A 17,158-nucleotide genomic window follows, 5' to 3' on the forward strand; every position below is an offset into this window, starting at 1 on the left:
TCCAGTGTGATGGCCGTTATTGCCCATGCTAAAACCGCGCCGCCCCGGGCGAGCTACTACCTTGGTACTGCCTGACTGGTACTTTCTGCATATTTCATTCTGCCTCACAGGCTTCCTATGCTGGCGCTACCTGTAATGGAGTGCCGATATGCGCCAGCTTGCCCCTTACGCCCTGATCTACCTGCTGGCGATTGCCTGCGCCGCCGGGCTGGCGACTCAGAGCCAGGCCGCAGAGGCGCCTTTGCAGGTGCAGATCGGCTACCTGGGCTATCGACCTGACCCCGGCCCGCTGCTGTCGAACGTGATTCCCGAACCGGTCGATGCCGGACTTCGCGGTGCCGAGCTGGCGATCACCGACAGCAACAGCACCGGGCGTTTTCTCAACCAGAGTTACAGCCTGGTCAGCGTCAACGCCGACAGTGCGGAGGCCCTGATCGAAGCGGCCAAGGCCCAGCATGCACAGGGGCTGCGTCTGTTTGTGGTGAATGCGCCGGTGGAGAGCCTGCGCCGGCTCAGCGCTGTGTTGCCCGACAGCTTGCTGTTCAATACCGGCAGTCCCGACGACAGCCTGCGCACCACCGACTGCCTGCCGAACGTGCTGCACAGCCTGCCGAGTCGGGCGATGCTCGCCGATGCGCTGGCGCAATTTCTGGTGGTGCGCAAATGGCAACGGGCGCTGCTGATCGTCGGCCCGACGCAGGACGATCAAGCCTATGCCGCCGCCCTGCGCCGCGCCGCCAAACGCTTCGGCCTGAAGCTGGTGGCGGAAAAAGCCTGGAGTTTCGACAACGATCAGCGTCGCAGCGCCCAGGCCGACATGCCGCTGTTCACCCAGACCGCCGAGTACGACGTGGTGCTGGTGGCGGATGAACGCGGTGATTTCGGCGAATACGTGCCCTATCAGACCTGGTACCCACGGCCGGTTGCCGGCACTCAGGGGCTGACCCCGGTGGGCTGGCACAAAACCGTGGAAACCTACGGCGCCGCGCAATTGCAGAAACGCTTCGAAGCGCTGGCCGGGCGCTGGATGAATGACCGCGATTTCGCCGCCTGGATTGCCGTGCGCAGCATCGCCAGCGCGGTGAGCAAACTGCGTCAGGTCGATCCGGTGGCGATCCGCACGCTGGAAATCAGCGATCAGTTGCCGCTGGATGGTTTCAAGGGTCGCAAGCTCAGTTATCGGCCGTGGAACGGACAGTTGCGTCAGCCGATTCCCATCGTCCAGCCCCGGGCGCTGGTCAGCACGTCACCGCAGGACGGTTTCCTGCACCCCTTCAACGAAATGGACAGCCTCGGCTACGACAAGCCCGAGGTCACTTGCCGCTTTCCCTGATCCAACTTTCCATAAAAACCACAACAAAAAAGGAATCCGCCATGCGCCGCTCCCTACTTTTCTGGGCCCTGCTGCTCGCCGCCGGGCACGCCGCGGCGAGCACCGCCTGGGTCTCCAACGAAAAGGACAACAGCCTGAGCCTGATCGACCTGCAAACCCTGCAAGTCACCGACACCCTGCCCGTCGGCCAGCGCCCGCGTGGTTTGCTGCTGTCCCACGACAACAAACTGCTGTACATCTGCGCCAGCGACTCGGACCGGGTCCAGGTGATGGACGTCGCCACGCGCAAGATCATCAAGGAACTGCCTTCGGGCAAAGACCCCGAACAGTTCGCCCTGCACCCCAATAATCGCTGGCTTTACGTCTCCAACGAAGACGATGCGCTGGTCACCGTGATCGACACCGAAACCTCCAAGGTGCTGAGCCAGATCAGCGTCGGCGTCGAACCCGAAGGCATGGCCGTCAGCCCCGACGGCAAGTGGGCGGTGAACACCAGCGAAACCACGAACATGCTGCACTGGATCGACACCAGCACCCAGACCCTGGCCGACAGCACCCTGGTGGATCAGCGGCCGCGTTTCGTCGAGTTCGCGCCTGATGGTTCCAAGCTCTGGGCCTCGGCGGAAATCGGCGGCACGGTGACCATCCTCGATGTCGCCACCCGGCAGATCCTCAAGACCCTGACCTTCCAGATCAAGGGCGTGCACCCGGACAAGGTTCAACCGGTGGGCATCAAGCTCAGCGCCGACGGCAAGTACGGTTTTGTTGCCCTCGGTCCGGCCAATCATGTGGCGGTGATTGATGCCAAGACGTTCGAAATTCTCGATTACCTGCTGGTGGGCCGCCGCGTCTGGCAGATGTCGTTTACCCCGGATCAGAAGCAGTTGCTGGCCACCAACGGTGTCAGCGGCGATGTGTCGGTGATTGATGTCGACAGCCTCAAGGTGACCAAATCGGTGAAGGTCGGGCGCTATCCGTGGGGCGTGGTGGTGACGCCATGAACGCACTGGAAGTCAGCGAGCTGAGTTTCGCCTATGGGGCGCGGGAGGCGTTGCGCCAAGTGAGTTTCAGCCTGGCGCCGGGGCGTTTCGCGGCGTTGCTGGGGCCGAATGGCGCGGGGAAATCGACGCTGATTGCGTTGTTGACCCGGCTCTATGATGTGCAGCGCGGTGACATTAGGGTCGGCGGTTGTTCGTTACGCAACGCGGCGCGCCCGGCGCTCAAACAATTGGGCGTAGTGTTTCAGCAAAGCACGCTGGACCTGGACCTCAGTGTCGAGCAGAACCTGCGCTATCACGCCGCGCTGCATGGTATGTCCCGGCGCCAGACCGGCCTGCGGGTCGACGCCGAACTGGCGCGCCAGGCCCTGACCGAACGCCGTCGCGAGCGGGTGCGTGAACTCAATGGTGGCCACCGCCGCCGGGTGGAAATCGCCCGCGCCTTGTTGCATGAGCCACGGTTGCTGTTGCTCGACGAAGCCAGTGTCGGCCTCGATCCAGCCAGTCGTCTGGCGCTCAATCAACACATTCGCGGTCTGTGCTGTGAGCAGAACCTCAGCGTGCTCTGGACCACCCATTTGCTGGATGAAGTGCAGCCCAGCGACGACTTGCTGATTCTTCATCAGGGCCACTTGGTCGCCAGCGGACAGGCTGATGCCTTGAGCCAGGAACATGGCGGCGACCTTGGTTCGGCCTTCTCCCGCCTGACCACATCAGGAGCCGCCCGATGAACGCTTATTGGCAATGCTTCAGCGGCATCGTGCTGCGCGAATGGCTGCGTTTTGTGCTGCAACGCACGCGGTTTCTCAGTGCGCTGGTGCGGCCGTTGCTGTGGTTGCTGGTGTTCGCGGCCGGGTTTCGCGCGGCCCTCGGGATCGCGATCATCGAGCCCTACGACACCTACATTCGCTATGAGGTCTACATCATCCCGGGGCTGGCCTGCATGATCCTGTTGTTCAACGGCATGCAAGGTTCGTTGTCGATGGTTTACGACCGGGAGATGGGCAGCATGCGCGTGCTGCTGACCAGCCCCCTGCCCCGAACCTTCCTGTTGTGCAGCAAACTGTTGGCCACTTCGCTGATTTCGCTGTTGCAGGTGTATGCCTTCCTGGCGATTGCCTGGGTGTATGGCGTGCAGCCGCCGGCCATGGGGCTGTTGATCGCCTTGCCGGCGTTGCTGCTGGTGGCGTTGATGCTCAGCGCACTGGGCTTACTGCTGTCCAACGCGATCCGGCAGCTGGAGAACTTTGCCGGGGTAATGAATTTCGTGATCTTCCCGCTGTTTTTCCTGTCGTCGGCGCTGTATCCGTTGTGGAAAATGCGCGAGTCCAGCGAGTGGCTCTACTGGCTGTGCGGGTTGAACCCGTTCACCCATGCGGTGGAGCTGGTGCGGTTTGCCTTGTATGAACGCTTCAATCCCCTGGCGCTGGCGGTGTGCGCCGGGCTCACCCTGGTATTCGCCCTGCTGGCCGTACTCACCTTCAACCCGCAACACGCCGCCCTGCGCAAAACCAGCTAACACCGTGTGACCTTGATCGTTCCCACGCTCCGCGTGGGAATGCAGCCCGGGACGCTCTGCGTCCCAGAGCGGACGCGGAGCGTCCGGTGAGGCATTCCCACGCAGAGCGTGGGAACGATCAACAGACAGGGGGAAATTACTACTTTAGTACTGGTTTTCCTGTCTATCGTCGCATTCCCAATGCACCGAGACTGGCATGTAATGGGTGCATAACGATAAGGATTGAACCCCATGCCGCGTGCCCAACGTCGTCTGTTGCGCCCTTCCCTTGCTGCGCTGTCGCTGAGCCTTTTGCTAAGTGCCGCGCACGCCGAGACACCGCTGTTCTCTGCCGACGGCTATCGCATCAATCTCTATCGCAGCCCGACCCCGAATCAGCTTCAAGGCGCAGCCATCATCGACACTGCCGCCTTGCAAACCCTGCTCACCCAGACACCGCGCCCGGTGCTGATCGATGTCTACCGCCGCCAATGGCTGCAAGGACAATTCATCGAAGACCAGCCCCACGAAAACCTGCCCGGCAGCCATTGGCTGGCCAATACCGGCGACGGCGACCTGACAGCTGAGTGGCAAGGCTATTTTGCGCGTAACCTGAACACATTGACCGCAGGGGACCTGGCGCAACCGCTGGTCTTCTACTGCCGCTCCGACTGCTGGCTGAGCTGGAACGCCGTCAAACGCGCCGCCGCCATGGGTTATAAAACACTGTATTGGTATCGCGACGGCCTGGACGCCTGGCAGGCAGCCAATCTGCCCGTGACGCCCGCCCAGCCCGAGCCTTTCCCCTGACCTTTACGCTTGCGTGTTGTTGCCACACCATAATGAAAATAATGAGGTGAAAGGCTATGTACAAAATTCTGATTGCCGACGATCACCCGCTGTTTCGCGAAGCCATCCATAACGTCATCAGCGATGGTTTTCCGGGCAGCGAGGTCATGGAAACCGCCGACCTCGACAGCGCCCTGCTGCTGACCCAGGAACACGACGACCTGGACCTGATCCTGCTCGACCTGAACATGCCCGGCATGCACGGCCTCAATGGCCTGATCAACTTGCGCAACGAGGCACCGACCATTCCGGTGGTGATCGTTTCGGCCGAGCAGGACAAACAGATCGTGCTGCAAGCGATCACCTATGGCGCGGTGGGTTTCATCACCAAATCCTCGCCACGGGTGCAGATGACCGAGGCCATCCAGCAAATTCTCAATGGCAATGTGTACTTGCCGCCGGACATCATCCGCACGCAAAAATGCGGCACCCACCGGCGCATGAATGACAACCCGAGCTTCCCGCCGGAACTGCTCCAGGCCCTGACCCGCAAGCAATTACTGGTGCTTGAACGCATGACCAAGGGCGAATCGAACAAGCAGATCGCCTACACCCTGGAAATCGCCGAAACCACGGTCAAGGCGCATGTCTCGGCGATCCTGCGCAAACTCAACGTGCACAACCGGGTGCAGGCGATCTTGAGTGCCGGGGATATTGATTTCGGGTCTTATCTTCGGCGCTGATGATCGTTCCCACGCTCTGCGTGGGAATGCAGCCCGGGACGCTCTGCGTCCCTAAAGCGGACGCGGAGCGTCCGTTGAGGCATTCCCACGCGGAGCGTGGGAACGATCATCTCAAGGCCTACCGAGCAAATGACTCATCGCCGTCTTGAGCTTCATCGGCCTCACCGGCTTGTGCATCAAGGTATGCCCCAGCTCACGAATCTGCTGCTTGAGCTCATTGCTGTAGTTGGCGGTAATCATCATCGCCGGGATCGCTGAACCGCGCCGGGCGTTGATCCGGGCGACGGCATCGACGCCGTTCTGGTCATCATCCAGGTGATAGTCGGCGATCAGCAAGTCGGCTTCTTCATGGTAGTTGTCCACCTGCCGCGCCAGGTCCTGCTCGGACAGTGCCGTGACCACCCGACATCCCCAGCCTTCCAGCAACGTGCGCATACCGGCGCAAATCGCCGCGTCGTTATCCAGCACCCACACCCGCGCCCCGCGCAGTCGTTCCAGCATCGGCTCACTCATCAGCAGCGCCGGTTGCGCCGTGGGGGCGGTGGCGCTCAACGGCACTTCGACGGAAAACATCGAGCCCTTGCCCGGCCACGAACGCACGTGAATCCGGTGACCGAGAATCCCGGCGATTTTCTCGACGATGGCCAGCCCCAGACCCAACCCACGGTCCTGATCCGGACGCTGCACATCGCCACGCTTGAACTCCTGGAAAATTTCTTCCAGGCGATTTTCGGCAATGCCCATGCCGCTGTCCCACACCTCGATGGTCAATCGCTGATGATGACGCCGACACCCGAGCACCACCCGACCGCTGTAGGTGTAACGAATGGCGTTGCTCAGCAGATTGCGCAGGATCCGCGCGAGCAACTGGATGTCACTGCGCACCAAGGCCGAACAGGGGATGAAGTGCAGTTCAAGCCCCTCACTGCGGGCGACCTGGGTGTACTCGGCAGCGAGATTTTCCAGCAGTTCGCTCAGGGCGAACGGTGCTATGTCGGCCTTGATCACCCCGGCATCCAGTTTGGAAATGTCCACCAGCGTGCCCAACAGGTTTTCCACGTCTTCCAGCGAATTGCTGACATTGCGCACCAGAATCGCATTGGCCACTGGCTCGCGGCGCTCCAGCAGCGCGCTGGTAAACAGTCGTGCGGCGTTGAGCGGTTGCAGCAGGTCGTGGCTCACGGCGGCGAGAAACTTGGTTTTCGACAGGTTGGCCTGCTCGGCCTCGAGTTTGGCTTCGCGCAGCCGCGATTCCACGCGCCGACGCTCGTCGATTTCCCGCAGCAATTGGTCATTGAGGGTGGTCAGTTCGGTGGTGCGTTTGCGCACCCGTAACTCGAGATTTTGATAGGCCTGATGCAGCGCCTCCGCCGTGCGGCGGCGCTCGGTGATGTCGCGGATCAACACAAAGATCCCCACCACTTCCCCAGTGGCCAGGCGGTTGGGCACATAGGAACGCAGCATGTAGCGTTCCTGATTGTTGATGTTGGTTTCGGCAAATTCGAACGTCACGCTCTCACCGGCCAGGGCCCGGGCCACATAGGCTTCGAGCCGCTGGTAATGCTGCTCGCTGTGGACTTCGCGCAGGCTCTGCCCGAACATCACGCCGCGCGGCCAGCAGTACCATTCTTCGTAGACCTTGTTGGTGAACTCGTAAACCAGATCGGCATTGAGGTAGGCAATCAGCGCCGGCACATGGTCGGTGATCAGGCGAATCCAGCGCTCGCTTTCGCTGAGTGCTTCGGCGTGCTGGTACCGCTCGGTGATGTCGGTGAAAGTATTGACGAAGCCGCCGGTAGGCAACGGATGCGTGCGGATTTCCAGCACCCGGCCATCGTAGAGGCGCTGCTCTAATTCCTGCACGTGCCGCCCGTTGGCATCGCGACTGGCCGGGGTCAGCAGGTTCAACTCGCTGTCGGCGATCACTTCGGCAAACAGCCGATGGGCCGCCACCGGAGCCAGGCCGCTGAGTTCGAGGAAACGCCGGTTCCACAGTTCCAGGATGCCTTCGGCATTGACCATGGCTACGCCTTGGGACAGGTTATCGACCGCTCGTTGCAGCAAGTGCGATTTCTGCGCCACCGCCTGTTCGCGGCGTACGGTTTCGCTGAGTTTTACGTCGGTGATGTCGGTGAACAGGATCACCTGCCCACCTTCCTGGGTCGGCCGTTCGCTGACCTGCAACCAGCGACCGTTCTGCAGGCGATAGATCAGGTTTTCGTCGGCATGCCCACGGGGTTCTTCAGTAAACAAACCGGTAGAACTCATCAGGCGCTTGACCTCGGCCAGGCGCATGCCGGCGTTGATTCGCACCCGGCTATTACCCCAGAACGCCTTGAAACGGCTGTTGAACAAGACGATGCGCTGCTCGGCATCGAATAGCACAAAGGCGTCGGAAATGCTCTCGATCGCATCGATCAGATGCTGATGCGCCGTTTCGGCCCGCAGGCGTGCTTCGCTGAGCAAGTGATTGCCCGACTTGAGCTCGGCCATGGCCTGGTTCAACGCATCGGTGCGCTCACGCACCTGCTCGGCCAGCACCACCGAGTGCTGGAACGCCGCGTACGGGTCGTTGCCGCGGGTAATCCCGGATTCGATCCGCTCGATCAGCGCACCGTTGATTCGCTGCAGTTTGTGGTTGTCGTGGCGCAGGCTGGCGATCTGCGCCTGGAGTTCAACGATGTCCAGGGGACCGGCCTCGGGCAATGGCAACCCCGGTGAAGGTCTGGTTGATGTGCATGCCATTGAACTGTTCTCCGTAGGTGTTGAAACCCATCACCCGTTGGTCGCGCAAAAACGTTCCGATCTGTTCCAGGCTGCCGCCGTCTTCCAGTTCCATACGCCTGAGAAAACAGTCGCAGCCGATGGTCAGCAGCAGATCGCCAAGCCGCGCCTGCAAGCCTTCAAACAAGGTTTGCAGGTTCGGCAGCATCGGGCCGGGGGTCATGACGGTGAGGACGATGCCGTTTTCCACCGCGCAGTAAAAACTCAGGCTCAGGTCCGGATGCACCTGCTGGATTGCCCGCACGTAATACTGATCGTTGATCCGCACGGCCAACGGGTGAGCAGCGAAGACCCGGTGATCGAGTTCGCCCACCGGTACGCCGATGTGCCGGGCGTACTCCTCGGCAGCGGGCTCGGCATTCAGTTCAAAGACCCGGCGCGAGGCGCTGTCCGCCCCGGTGACCACCAGTTTCTCGGCCCTCGGCAAGATGTGGTGGGTGGTGAACACCTCGAAATCCAGCCAGGTATTGACCAGCACCACCACCGCCGCGCCGCTGTGAAACTCGCCGCCGAAATAGACGTGGGTGTGGGTCAGGTAATTGTCGTCGCCGGCCGAACCGCCGAAATGCGGGATGTCGCCCAACGCCGCGCTCAACGCGGCAAGGACCATTTCTTCGCGGCTGGACAGACCATCGAGCAGAGTCAGGGCAAAGCTGTTGCCCTTGATCGGCGCCAGGGTGTTGCTGCGACAGCCACTGACCAGGCGCTCGACCATTTGCTGGGCGTCGATCAGGCTGAACCGCTCCATCTCGCAGATCAGTTCGGCGTCGATGGAAAAATGCCGATGATCGAAACCGACCGCCGTCACGCAGTTGCGACCGTAGCCCAACGGGGTGATTTCCCCGGCGCTGGTGCAGCCCACCAGCCGGATGCCGCCGAAGCTTTGTTGCAAGGCCTGGCCCAGCGCCTGCAAGTCGTACTCGGCGGAACAGAAGAACAGCACGAAGCCCAGGTGCGGGTGCAACAGTTGTCGCGCCAGCTCTTGAGCTACCTGCTGGGCATCGGTCGCCTGGGACATTGCACTGACGACACCTTCACTCTGGACCTGCTGCATGGTCGCCCCCCGCAGGTGCGCGTATATGAGGCTCGAGTGTACGAAGCTTGCGGGCTGCGACGTATGCTACTTGGGTAGCGGTCAGGCGCTTCGATGGGATGAGAGTCTGTAAGGCCATTACAGGCGACTCAACCTCTGTAGCAGCTGTCGAGCACCGCGAGGCAGCGTTCGGTGCGGGCCGCGTTCGGACGGAGCCGTCGTCATCCCGGCTGACGCGGTTTTCCTGAAAAACCAGGTGACAGGTTTTACGACGGCTTCGCCCGAACGCGGCCCGCACCGAACGCTGCCTCGCGGTGCTCGACAGCTGCTACAGATTGGGTAATGGCTTACCAGTTCAACACCGCCCCCACCGCAAAGGTGTCGGTGTCTTCGTTCTGGGCGCTGGTGTCGTGGCCGTTGATTGCGAACTGGTTGTACTCGGCCACGAGCTTGAGGTTGTCGTTGACATCATGGAACAGCGCAATACCGCGCGTCTCGTAATCCGCCCCGCTGCCCACCACGCCGTTGCCATCATCGTTGGTCTTGCCATACGACAAGGCCAGGCGATTCTTGCCCAGTTTGTAAGAGCCCTGCAGCAAGTAGCCGTCGCTGTCGACGTTGCGCAGGGTCGGTTCGCCGGCGTTGTTGGTGAAGAACGGATTAATACCCTTGGCCTGGAAGCCGGAACCGGTCAGCGACAACCCACCCATCTTCGCCTGCACACCATAGCCGACGCCTTTGGACGTGACGGACTGCACGGTGGAATCGGTATTCTCCGAGGTCTGGTAGCTGCCGTTGACCCAGCTGTAAATCTTCGCGCCGGCGACGTCGAACTGATAGGTGACCTCGCTCTCGGTACGCGGGTTCTCCTGATACGCCTTGCCCAACGGACTGCTGTCGTTGGTATCGACCGGATCGAGAATCCCCACGGCCACGCGCAAACCCTCCATCACCGGGGTGCGATAGGTGATCTGCGAGGTCGGGAACGGGTACGGATAACCCGTGCCGATGTTGCCGAACGACACCCCGCCACCGTCCACCAATCCAAGGGTATCGCTGACCTGGCCATAACCGGCGAGCATTTCATCGAGCAAGATGTTGGAGCGGGCGAACAGGCCGAAGTCCTTGCCGATCAGCACTTCACCCCATTCCGGATTGGCCACGGTGCCGTAGAACTGCCGCACGTCGATGGCGGTGTCGGTGCCATTAGTCTGGCTGTCGTTGATGGTGACCCAGAAGGAAGCCCGGGCACCGAGCTTCAGGTCATCGATCTGTTTGCCCATGTTGAACCCCAGGTAATTGGGCAGATAGCCCATTTTCACCCGCGCCTGTTTCCGGTCGTACTGGTCGCCGGCACGGTCCACATCGCTGTTCACGTAGAAGGCGTTGATGTAGCCGTCGGTAGAGAACGTGGTCTGGTCCTTGTCGTACAGCACGATCTCGGCCTCGGCCATTGAGCTCAAACCGAGGGTCGACAGGCTGGCGATGAAGGCAGGCAAGTAACGATGCTTGAAATTCTTATTGTTGTGCATGACGCGCTCCGCAGCGGGGGACTGGATGTCGGAGGCGATTATCGAAAGGTGACCGGCGGCGGCATACGCTGCCTTGGGGGCGGTTTTGAAGTGCTTTGGAGCGGCAGGTGCAGCGCGGCAAATTCGGTGTAAGACCGGGTCGCGCCAAGACCCGGAACTTAGGATGTACGCCTGTCCGGCAGACTGGCGGTCACAGGAACCGGTACTCTCTAGCCCCCCGCTTTAAACAGCATGTAAGCGGCGACTACGATACACACGCTGGCGAAGCCGACTTGCAGCGCTCGGGCCGGCACTCGTGCGCACAGGTGTCGGCCAACAATCATCCCGACCACGCTGGCGACGATGAACGCCACACCCAATGCGTCAATCCTGACCCCGGCATGAAACGCGCCGATCACACCGATGGCCGAAATCAGGCTGATCACCATCAAGGATGTGGCAACGATGCCGCGCATCTGCACATCGGTCAGTTGCTTGAAGGCCGGGACAATCAAAAAGCCGCCGCCGACCCCGAGCAGGCCAGAGACTACGCCGGTCACCGCGCCCAGTGCCGCGAGGGTTGCGGTGCATTTGGCGGTCCAGGAAAAACGCCCGGTCTGCTGATCGAGCATGCAGTTTTTCTGGCCCCAGTTGGCATGGCCGTGGTCGCTCGGGCCTTCGTCCTGACGCTCGCGCCGCAGCATCCGCCAGGCCACCATGACCATCAGCAGGCTGAACAGGATCATCAGGATTTTTTCCGGCAACTGATGGGCGAAATAGATGCCGACCGGCGAAAAAATAGCCCCCAGCAATGCGATCAACAACGCCGCGCGATAGCGCACCAGGCCATGGCGCAAGCCATCAATCGCCCCGACCGCCGCCGCGCTGCCCACCGCAAACAATGCCACCGGCGCGGCCTGGGTCATGGTCAAACCCAATCCCAGCACCAGGGCTGGCACCGCCAGAATGCCGCCACCTGCCCCGGTCAATCCAAGGATCAGGCCCATCACCACCCCAAAGAAACTTGCCAACAACATAAAACGCTCGTGATCCGCGAAAAAAAGCCGGGAACGCCCGGTATCGATGACTGACAGGATAGAGCCCGTGCAGATTTTTTCCTTCATCAATTAACGCGGGGCTGGTCAGCGCAGGGAAAATGAAACTACCCTCTTGGCTTGTCCTGAAAGAAACGGCCACCATGCCTGCCTTGATTGAAGCTTTTCTAGACCCTGCCTCGTCGACCTACAGCTACGTGATCTACGAAGGAAATGGCGGTCAATGCGCCATCGTCGACCCGGTCCTCGACTACGACCCCGCCGCCGGGCGCACCGCCACCACCCAGGCCGATAAAATCATCACCTTCGTGCGCGACCATCAACTGCACGTGCAATGGCTACTGGAAACTCACGCCCATGCGGATCACCTGTCCGCCGCACCGTACCTGCGTCGCGAACTGGGTGGCAAAATTGCCATCGGCCAATCGATCAGCAAGGTCCAGGGCGTGTTCAAAACCCTGTTCAACCTTGAGCCGGAGTTTCGCAGCGACGGTTCGCAGTTTGACCATCTGTTCGCCCCGGACGAATCGTTCATGATCGGCCACCTCAAGGCCACCGCCCTGCATGTGCCCGGGCACACGCCGGCGGACATGGCTTATTTGATCGACGGCGATGTGATCCTGGCGGGCGATACCTTGTTCATGCCGGACGTGGGCACTGCCCGGTGCGACTTCCCCGGCGGCAACGCCAACCAGATGTTCGCCTCGATCCACAAACTGCTGGCCTTCCCCGCCAGTGTCCGGCTGTACGTCTGCCACGACTACCCACCCGAAGGCCGCGAATCCCGCTGCATGACCACGGTGGGCGAGCAGCTTAAAAGCAACATCCACGTTCATGACGGCATTGATGAAGCGACGTTCGTCGCCATGCGCACCCAGCGTGATGCCGGATTGGGCATGCCGACGCTGTTACTGCCGGCGATTCAGGTGAATGTGCGGGCGGGGAATTTGCCGCCGGCCGAGGATAACGGCGTCGTGTACTTGAAAATCCCGATCAACCAACTCTAAACCGCCCCCCGTAACTCCTGTAGCAACTGTCGAGCAGCGCGAGGCTGCGTCTGCGGTCTGCTTGAAGAAACTCGGCTGCCGGGATTGCGACGGCTTCGCCGCCGAACGCTGCCTCGCGGTGCTCGACAGCTGCTACAGGAACTTTGTGTTTAGTTGTTGAGGGTCAGGCCGTTGGCGGGCAATGGCAGTGCGGTTTTATAGCGCACTTGCTTAAGCGCAAAGCTTGAGCGGATGTTGGCCACACCAGGCACTTTGGTCAGGAAGTCCATCATGAAGCGCTCCAGCGACTGAATGGTCGGCACCAGCACCCGGATCAGATAGTCCGGGTCGCCGGCCATCAAGTAGCACTCCATCACTTCCGGGCGATCCGAAATCGCCTCCTCGAAATGCTGTAATGCCTCTTCCACCTGTTTCTCCAGGCTGACATGAATGAACACGTTCACGTGCAGCCCCAGCAAGTCGGCGTCCAGCAGCGTCACTTGCTCGCGAATCAGCCCCAATTCCTCCATCGCCTTGACCCGGTTGAAGCACGGCGTCGGCGACAGGTTGACCGAGCGTGCAAGGTCGGCGTTGGTGATGCGGGCGTTCTCCTGAAGGCTGTTCAAAATGCCTATATCGGTACGGTCCAGTTTGCGCATGAGACAAAACCACCTGTTTTTTATGTTTATGCAGATTTTTTATCCTCAAATGATCTTCAACGCAACGAAACAGAGATAAATATTCTTCTGCGCCGGGCCTATGATGTTTGTAGGACAAGATTTCCATAACACGTGGAATGACGGTCAGCTCACTACAAGAAATTCACAAGATCGAGCGTAGAAGCCATGAACCAAGCGTACGAACCGCTGCAACTGCACGTTCCCGAACCATCGGGCCGTCCTGGCTGCAAAACCGACTTCTCCTACCTGCGTCTGACCGACGCCGGTACGGTGCGCAAACCCCCAATCGACGTTGAACCGGCCGACACCGCCGACCTGGCCAAGGGCCTGATCCGCGTGCTCGACGACCAGGGCAACGCCCTCGGTCCATGGGCGGAAGGCGTACCTTCCGAGATCCTGCGTAAGGGCATGCGCGCCATGCTCAAGACGCGGATCTATGACAACCGCATGGTGGTCGCCCAGCGTCAGAAGAAAATGTCGTTCTACATGCAAAGCCTTGGCGAAGAAGCCATCGGCAGCGGCCAGGCCCTGGCGCTGAACGTCGATGACATGTGCTTCCCGACGTACCGCCAGCAAAGCATTCTGATGGCGCGAGATGTGCCGCTGGTGGACCTGATCTGCCAACTGCTGTCCAACGAGCGCGATCCGCTCAAGGGCCGTCAGCTGCCGATCATGTATTCGGTCAAAGACTTCGGCTTCTTCACCATTTCCGGCAACCTCGCCACTCAGTTTGTACAGGGTGTGGGCTGGGGCATGGCGTCGGCGATCAAGGGCGACACCAAAATCGCCTCGGCCTGGATCGGCGACGGCGCCACTGCTGAATCCGACTTCCACACCGCCCTCACCTTCGCCCACGTTTATCGTGCGCCCGTGATCCTCAACGTGGTCAATAACCAGTGGGCGATCTCGACGTTCCAGGCGATTGCCGGTGGTGAAGCCACCACGTTCGCCGGGCGTGGCGTCGGTTGCGGCATTGCCTCCCTTCGGGTCGACGGCAACGATTTCGTTGCGGTCTACGCGGCCTCAGCCTGGGCCGCCGAACGCGCCCGCCGCAACCTCGGCCCGACCATGATCGAATGGGTCACCTACCGCGCCGGCCCGCACTCCACGTCTGATGATCCTTCCAAATACCGTCCTGCCGACGACTGGAGCTACTTCCCGTTGGGCGACCCGATTGCGCGCCTGAAGCAGCACCTGATCAAGATCGGTCAGTGGTCCGAAGAGGAACACGTCGCCGTCAGCGCCGAACTGGAAGCCGAAGTGATTGCCGCGCAAAAAGAAGCCGAGCAGTACGGCACCCTTGCCGGTGGCCAGATTCCGAGCGCCGCGACCATGTTCGAAGACGTCTATAAAGAGATGCCGGAGCACTTGAAGCGCCAGCGTCAAGAGTTGGGGATCTGACATGAACGATCACAACAACAATATTCAGCCGGAAACCGCCATGACCACGACCACCATGACCATGATCCAGGCCCTGCGCTCGGCCATGGATGTGATGCTTGAGCGTGATGACAACGTCGTGGTCTTCGGCCAGGACGTGGGCTACTTCGGCGGCGTGTTCCGCTGCACCGAAGGCTTGCAGAACAAATACGGCACCTCCCGGGTGTTCGATGCGCCGATCTCCGAGAGCGGCATCGTCGGCGTTGCCGTGGGCATGGGTGCCTACGGTCTGCGCCCGGTAGCCGAGATCCAGTTCGCCGATTACGTGTACCCGGCGTCGGACCAGATCATTTCCGAAGCCGCGCGCCTGCGTTATCGCTCGGCCGGCGAGTTCACCGCACCGATGACCCTGCGCATGCCTTGCGGCGGCGGCATCTACGGCGGCCAGACCCACAGCCAAAGTATCGAAGCGATGTTCACCCAGGTTTGCGGCTTGCGCACGGTCATGCCGTCCAACCCGTACGACGCCAAAGGCTTGCTGATCGCCTCCATCGAAAACGATGACCCGGTGATCTTCCTTGAGCCAAAACGCCTTTACAACGGCCCGTTCGACGGCCACCACGACCGCCCGGTAACCCCGTGGTCGAAACACCCGGCTGCACAGGTCCCGGACGGTTACTACACCGTGCCGCTGGACGTTGCCGCCATCGCCCGTCCAGGCAAAGAAGTGACCATCCTGACCTACGGCACCACCGTTTACGTGTCGCAAGTCGCGGCGGAAGAAACCGGGATCGACGCTGAAGTCATCGACCTGCGCAGCCTGTGGCCGCTGGACCTGGAGACCATCGTCAAGTCGGTGAAGAAAACCGGCCGCTGCGTGATCGTTCACGAAGCGACCCGCACCTGCGGCTTCGGCGCCGAGCTGGTCGCCTTGGTGCAAGAGCATTGCTTCCATCACCTGGAAGCGCCGATCGAACGCGTCACCGGTTGGGACACTCCCTACCCGCACGCGCAAGAGTGGGCGTATTTCCCTGGTCCGTCCCGTGTGGGCGCGGCTTTGAAACGGGTTATGGAGGTCTGAATGGGCACGCACGTTATTAAAATGCCGGACATTGGTGAAGGCATTGCAGAAGTTGAGTTGTCGGTGTGGCACGTCAAGGTCGGCGACATGGTTGTCGAAGATCAGGTGCTGGCCGATGTCATGACCGACAAGGCGATGGTCGACATCCCTTCGCCGGTGCATGGCAAGGTGATTGCGTTGGGCGGACAGCCGGGCGAAGTCATGGCGGTTGGCAGCATCCTGATCAGCATTGAAGTCGAAGGCGCGGGCAACGTTAAAGAGTCGGCTCAACCGACAGCCGCTGCCGTCGTGAAAGAAGCGCCGGTTGCAGCGCCGAAAGTTGCCGCGGTGGTGGAAAGCAAACCGGTCGCGGCTGCAGCGCCACGAGCGGCCGTTTGCCAGGGTCCGATGGTCGCTCGCGAAGCCGACGAACGCCCGCTGGCCTCCCCGGCCGTGCGCAAACATGCGCTGGACCTCGGCATCCAGTTGCGTCTGGTGCGTGGCACCGGCCCTGCCGGTCGTGTGCTGCACGAAGACCTCGACGCTTATCTGGCCCAGGGTCAGTCGAATGCATCGAGCGTCGGCAGTGCTTACACCCAGCGTAACGACGAAGAACAGATCCCGGTTATCGGCATGCGCCGCAAGATCGCCCAGCGCATGCAGGACGCCACGCAACGCGCCGCTCACTTCAGCTATGTCGAAGAAATCGACGTGACCGCAGTGGAGGAACTGCGCGCGCACTTGAACGAAAAACACGGTGCGACCCGTGGCAAGCTGACGTTGCTGCCATTTTTGGTCCGCGCGCTGGTCGTCGCCCTGCGGGACTTCCCGCAGATCAACGCCCGTTATGACGACGAAGCCCAAGTCATCACCCGCCTCGGCGCTGTCCACGTGGGCATCGCCACGCAAGCCGACATTGGCTTGATGGTGCCGGTGGTGCGCCACGCCGAAGCCCGCAGCCTGTGGGACAACGCCGCCGAAATCTCCCGCTTGGCGACTGCCGCGCGCAATGGCAAGGCCGCCCGCGATGAATTGTCCGGCTCGAGCATCACCCTGACCAGCCTTGGCGCGTTGGGCGGCATTGTCAGCACGCCGGTGCTGAACCTGCCCGAAGTGGCGATCGTCGGCGTCAACAAAATCGTCGAACGCCCGATGGTCGTCAAAGGCCAGATCGTGATTCGCAAGATGATGAACCTCTCCAGCTCCTTCGATCACCGCGTGGTCGATGGCATGGACGCGGCGCAATTCATCCAGGCCGTTCGCGGCCTGCTCGAACAACCCGCCACCCTGTTTGTGGACTCTTTTTAA

General features: G+C 61.1%; 15 protein-coding genes. 10 read left to right on the top strand and 5 right to left on the bottom strand.

The window, feature by feature from the left end; genetic code table 11:
- The first annotated feature begins 148 nt into the window (after nucleotides 1–148).
- From ACA072_RS16130 to ACA072_RS16155, 6 genes are all read left to right on the top strand, one after another.
- Nucleotides 149–1,333 (top strand): ABC transporter substrate-binding protein, encoded by a 1,185-nt coding sequence (locus ACA072_RS16130; RefSeq protein ID WP_497618948.1) that lies wholly within the window; start codon nucleotides 149–151, stop codon nucleotides 1,331–1,333.
- Between the two features lie 41 nt (nucleotides 1,334–1,374).
- The gene (locus ACA072_RS16135) at nucleotides 1,375–2,334 is read left to right on the top strand and encodes a YVTN family beta-propeller repeat protein (protein ID WP_497618949.1); all 960 of its coding nucleotides are present in this window, start codon (nucleotides 1,375–1,377) and stop codon (nucleotides 2,332–2,334) included.
- Nucleotides 2,331–3,062: an ABC transporter ATP-binding protein gene (locus tag ACA072_RS16140; RefSeq protein ID WP_497618951.1), complete on the top strand. Its 732-nt coding sequence runs from the start codon at nucleotides 2,331–2,333 to the stop codon at nucleotides 3,060–3,062. The genes ACA072_RS16135 and ACA072_RS16140 overlap by 4 nt, the downstream gene beginning before the upstream one ends.
- Nucleotides 3,059–3,850, top strand: coding sequence for an ABC transporter permease (locus tag ACA072_RS16145; protein WP_497618953.1), 792 nt, complete (start codon nucleotides 3,059–3,061; stop codon nucleotides 3,848–3,850). Before ACA072_RS16140 ends, ACA072_RS16145 begins: the two co-directional genes overlap by 4 nt.
- A 231-nt stretch (nucleotides 3,851–4,081) precedes the next feature.
- Nucleotides 4,082–4,639 (top strand): PQQ-dependent catabolism-associated CXXCW motif protein, encoded by a 558-nt coding sequence (locus ACA072_RS16150; protein WP_497618955.1) that lies wholly within the window; start codon nucleotides 4,082–4,084, stop codon nucleotides 4,637–4,639.
- A 56-nt stretch (nucleotides 4,640–4,695) separates the two neighbouring features.
- Entirely contained in the window at nucleotides 4,696–5,361 is a 666-nt protein-coding gene (locus tag ACA072_RS16155) for a response regulator transcription factor (protein ID WP_094471953.1), read from the top strand.
- A 111-nt stretch (nucleotides 5,362–5,472) separates the two neighbouring features.
- Here the strand turns inward: ACA072_RS16155 and nahK are convergent, their stop codons facing one another.
- From nahK to ACA072_RS16175, 4 genes are all read right to left on the bottom strand, one after another.
- Nucleotides 5,473–8,067, bottom strand: coding sequence for a hybrid sensor histidine kinase/response regulator NahK/ErcS' (nahK, locus tag ACA072_RS16160; protein ID WP_497624997.1), 2,595 nt, complete (start codon nucleotides 8,065–8,067; stop codon nucleotides 5,473–5,475).
- Nucleotides 8,036–9,199, bottom strand: a complete 1,164-nt coding sequence (nosP, locus tag ACA072_RS16165; protein ID WP_497618957.1) for a nitric oxide-sensing protein NosP — start codon at nucleotides 9,197–9,199, stop codon at nucleotides 8,036–8,038. Before nosP ends, nahK begins: the two co-directional genes overlap by 32 nt.
- A 326-nt stretch (nucleotides 9,200–9,525) precedes the next feature.
- Complete coding sequence (locus ACA072_RS16170; RefSeq protein ID WP_497618959.1) at nucleotides 9,526–10,710, bottom strand: porin; 1,185 nt, start codon at nucleotides 10,708–10,710, stop codon at nucleotides 9,526–9,528.
- 209 nt (nucleotides 10,711–10,919) lie between these two features.
- Nucleotides 10,920–11,726 carry a sulfite exporter TauE/SafE family protein gene (locus ACA072_RS16175; RefSeq protein ID WP_497618961.1) on the bottom strand — a complete coding sequence of 269 codons (807 nt, stop codon included), beginning with the start codon at nucleotides 11,724–11,726 and terminating at the stop codon, nucleotides 10,920–10,922.
- A gap of 161 nt (nucleotides 11,727–11,887) precedes the next feature.
- Here ACA072_RS16175 and ACA072_RS16180 point away from each other — a divergent pair, with 161 nt between their 5' ends.
- Nucleotides 11,888–12,751 carry an MBL fold metallo-hydrolase gene (locus tag ACA072_RS16180; protein WP_497618963.1) on the top strand — a complete coding sequence of 288 codons (864 nt, stop codon included), beginning with the start codon at nucleotides 11,888–11,890 and terminating at the stop codon, nucleotides 12,749–12,751.
- A gap of 149 nt (nucleotides 12,752–12,900) precedes the next feature.
- Here the strand turns inward: ACA072_RS16180 and bkdR are convergent, their stop codons facing one another.
- The gene (bkdR, locus tag ACA072_RS16185; protein WP_008005367.1) at nucleotides 12,901–13,389 is read right to left on the bottom strand and encodes a Bkd operon transcriptional regulator BkdR; all 489 of its coding nucleotides are present in this window, start codon (nucleotides 13,387–13,389) and stop codon (nucleotides 12,901–12,903) included.
- A gap of 186 nt (nucleotides 13,390–13,575) precedes the next feature.
- Between bkdR and ACA072_RS16190 the strand changes: the two genes are divergently transcribed.
- Genes ACA072_RS16190 through ACA072_RS16200 form a run of 3 tightly spaced genes read left to right on the top strand, consistent with a single transcriptional unit; the run spans nucleotide 13,576 to nucleotide 17,158 of the window.
- Nucleotides 13,576–14,811, top strand: a complete 1,236-nt coding sequence (locus ACA072_RS16190; protein ID WP_497618965.1) for a 3-methyl-2-oxobutanoate dehydrogenase (2-methylpropanoyl-transferring) subunit alpha — start codon at nucleotides 13,576–13,578, stop codon at nucleotides 14,809–14,811.
- A gap of 1 nt (nucleotide 14,812) precedes the next feature.
- Complete coding sequence (locus tag ACA072_RS16195; protein WP_461974189.1) at nucleotides 14,813–15,871, top strand: alpha-ketoacid dehydrogenase subunit beta; 1,059 nt, start codon at nucleotides 14,813–14,815, stop codon at nucleotides 15,869–15,871.
- Nucleotides 15,872–17,158 (top strand): dihydrolipoamide acetyltransferase family protein, encoded by a 1,287-nt coding sequence (locus ACA072_RS16200; protein ID WP_497618967.1) that lies wholly within the window; start codon nucleotides 15,872–15,874, stop codon nucleotides 17,156–17,158.

It is taken from the genome of Pseudomonas sp. LBUM1656 (genome assembly GCF_059716065.1).

Coding starts and splice junctions, on each gene's coding strand:
- ACA072_RS16140 (WP_497618951.1), top strand. CDS start 2,331: ATGAACGCACTGGAAGTCAGCGAGCTGAGTTTCGCCTATGGGGCGCGG.
- bkdR (WP_008005367.1), bottom strand. CDS start 13,389: ATGCGCAAACTGGACCGTACCGATATAGGCATTTTGAACAGCCTTCAG.
- ACA072_RS16145 (WP_497618953.1), top strand. CDS start 3,059: ATGAACGCTTATTGGCAATGCTTCAGCGGCATCGTGCTGCGCGAATGG.
- ACA072_RS16135 (WP_497618949.1), top strand. CDS start 1,375: ATGCGCCGCTCCCTACTTTTCTGGGCCCTGCTGCTCGCCGCCGGGCAC.
- ACA072_RS16180 (WP_497618963.1), top strand. CDS start 11,888: ATGCCTGCCTTGATTGAAGCTTTTCTAGACCCTGCCTCGTCGACCTAC.
- ACA072_RS16195 (WP_461974189.1), top strand. CDS start 14,813: ATGAACGATCACAACAACAATATTCAGCCGGAAACCGCCATGACCACG.
- ACA072_RS16155 (WP_094471953.1), top strand. CDS start 4,696: ATGTACAAAATTCTGATTGCCGACGATCACCCGCTGTTTCGCGAAGCC.
- ACA072_RS16190 (WP_497618965.1), top strand. CDS start 13,576: ATGAACCAAGCGTACGAACCGCTGCAACTGCACGTTCCCGAACCATCG.
- ACA072_RS16150 (WP_497618955.1), top strand. CDS start 4,082: ATGCCGCGTGCCCAACGTCGTCTGTTGCGCCCTTCCCTTGCTGCGCTG.
- nosP (WP_497618957.1), bottom strand. CDS start 9,199: ATGCAGCAGGTCCAGAGTGAAGGTGTCGTCAGTGCAATGTCCCAGGCG.
- ACA072_RS16170 (WP_497618959.1), bottom strand. CDS start 10,710: ATGCACAACAATAAGAATTTCAAGCATCGTTACTTGCCTGCCTTCATC.
- ACA072_RS16130 (WP_497618948.1), top strand. CDS start 149: ATGCGCCAGCTTGCCCCTTACGCCCTGATCTACCTGCTGGCGATTGCC.
- ACA072_RS16200 (WP_497618967.1), top strand. CDS start 15,872: ATGGGCACGCACGTTATTAAAATGCCGGACATTGGTGAAGGCATTGCA.
- ACA072_RS16175 (WP_497618961.1), bottom strand. CDS start 11,726: ATGTTGTTGGCAAGTTTCTTTGGGGTGGTGATGGGCCTGATCCTTGGA.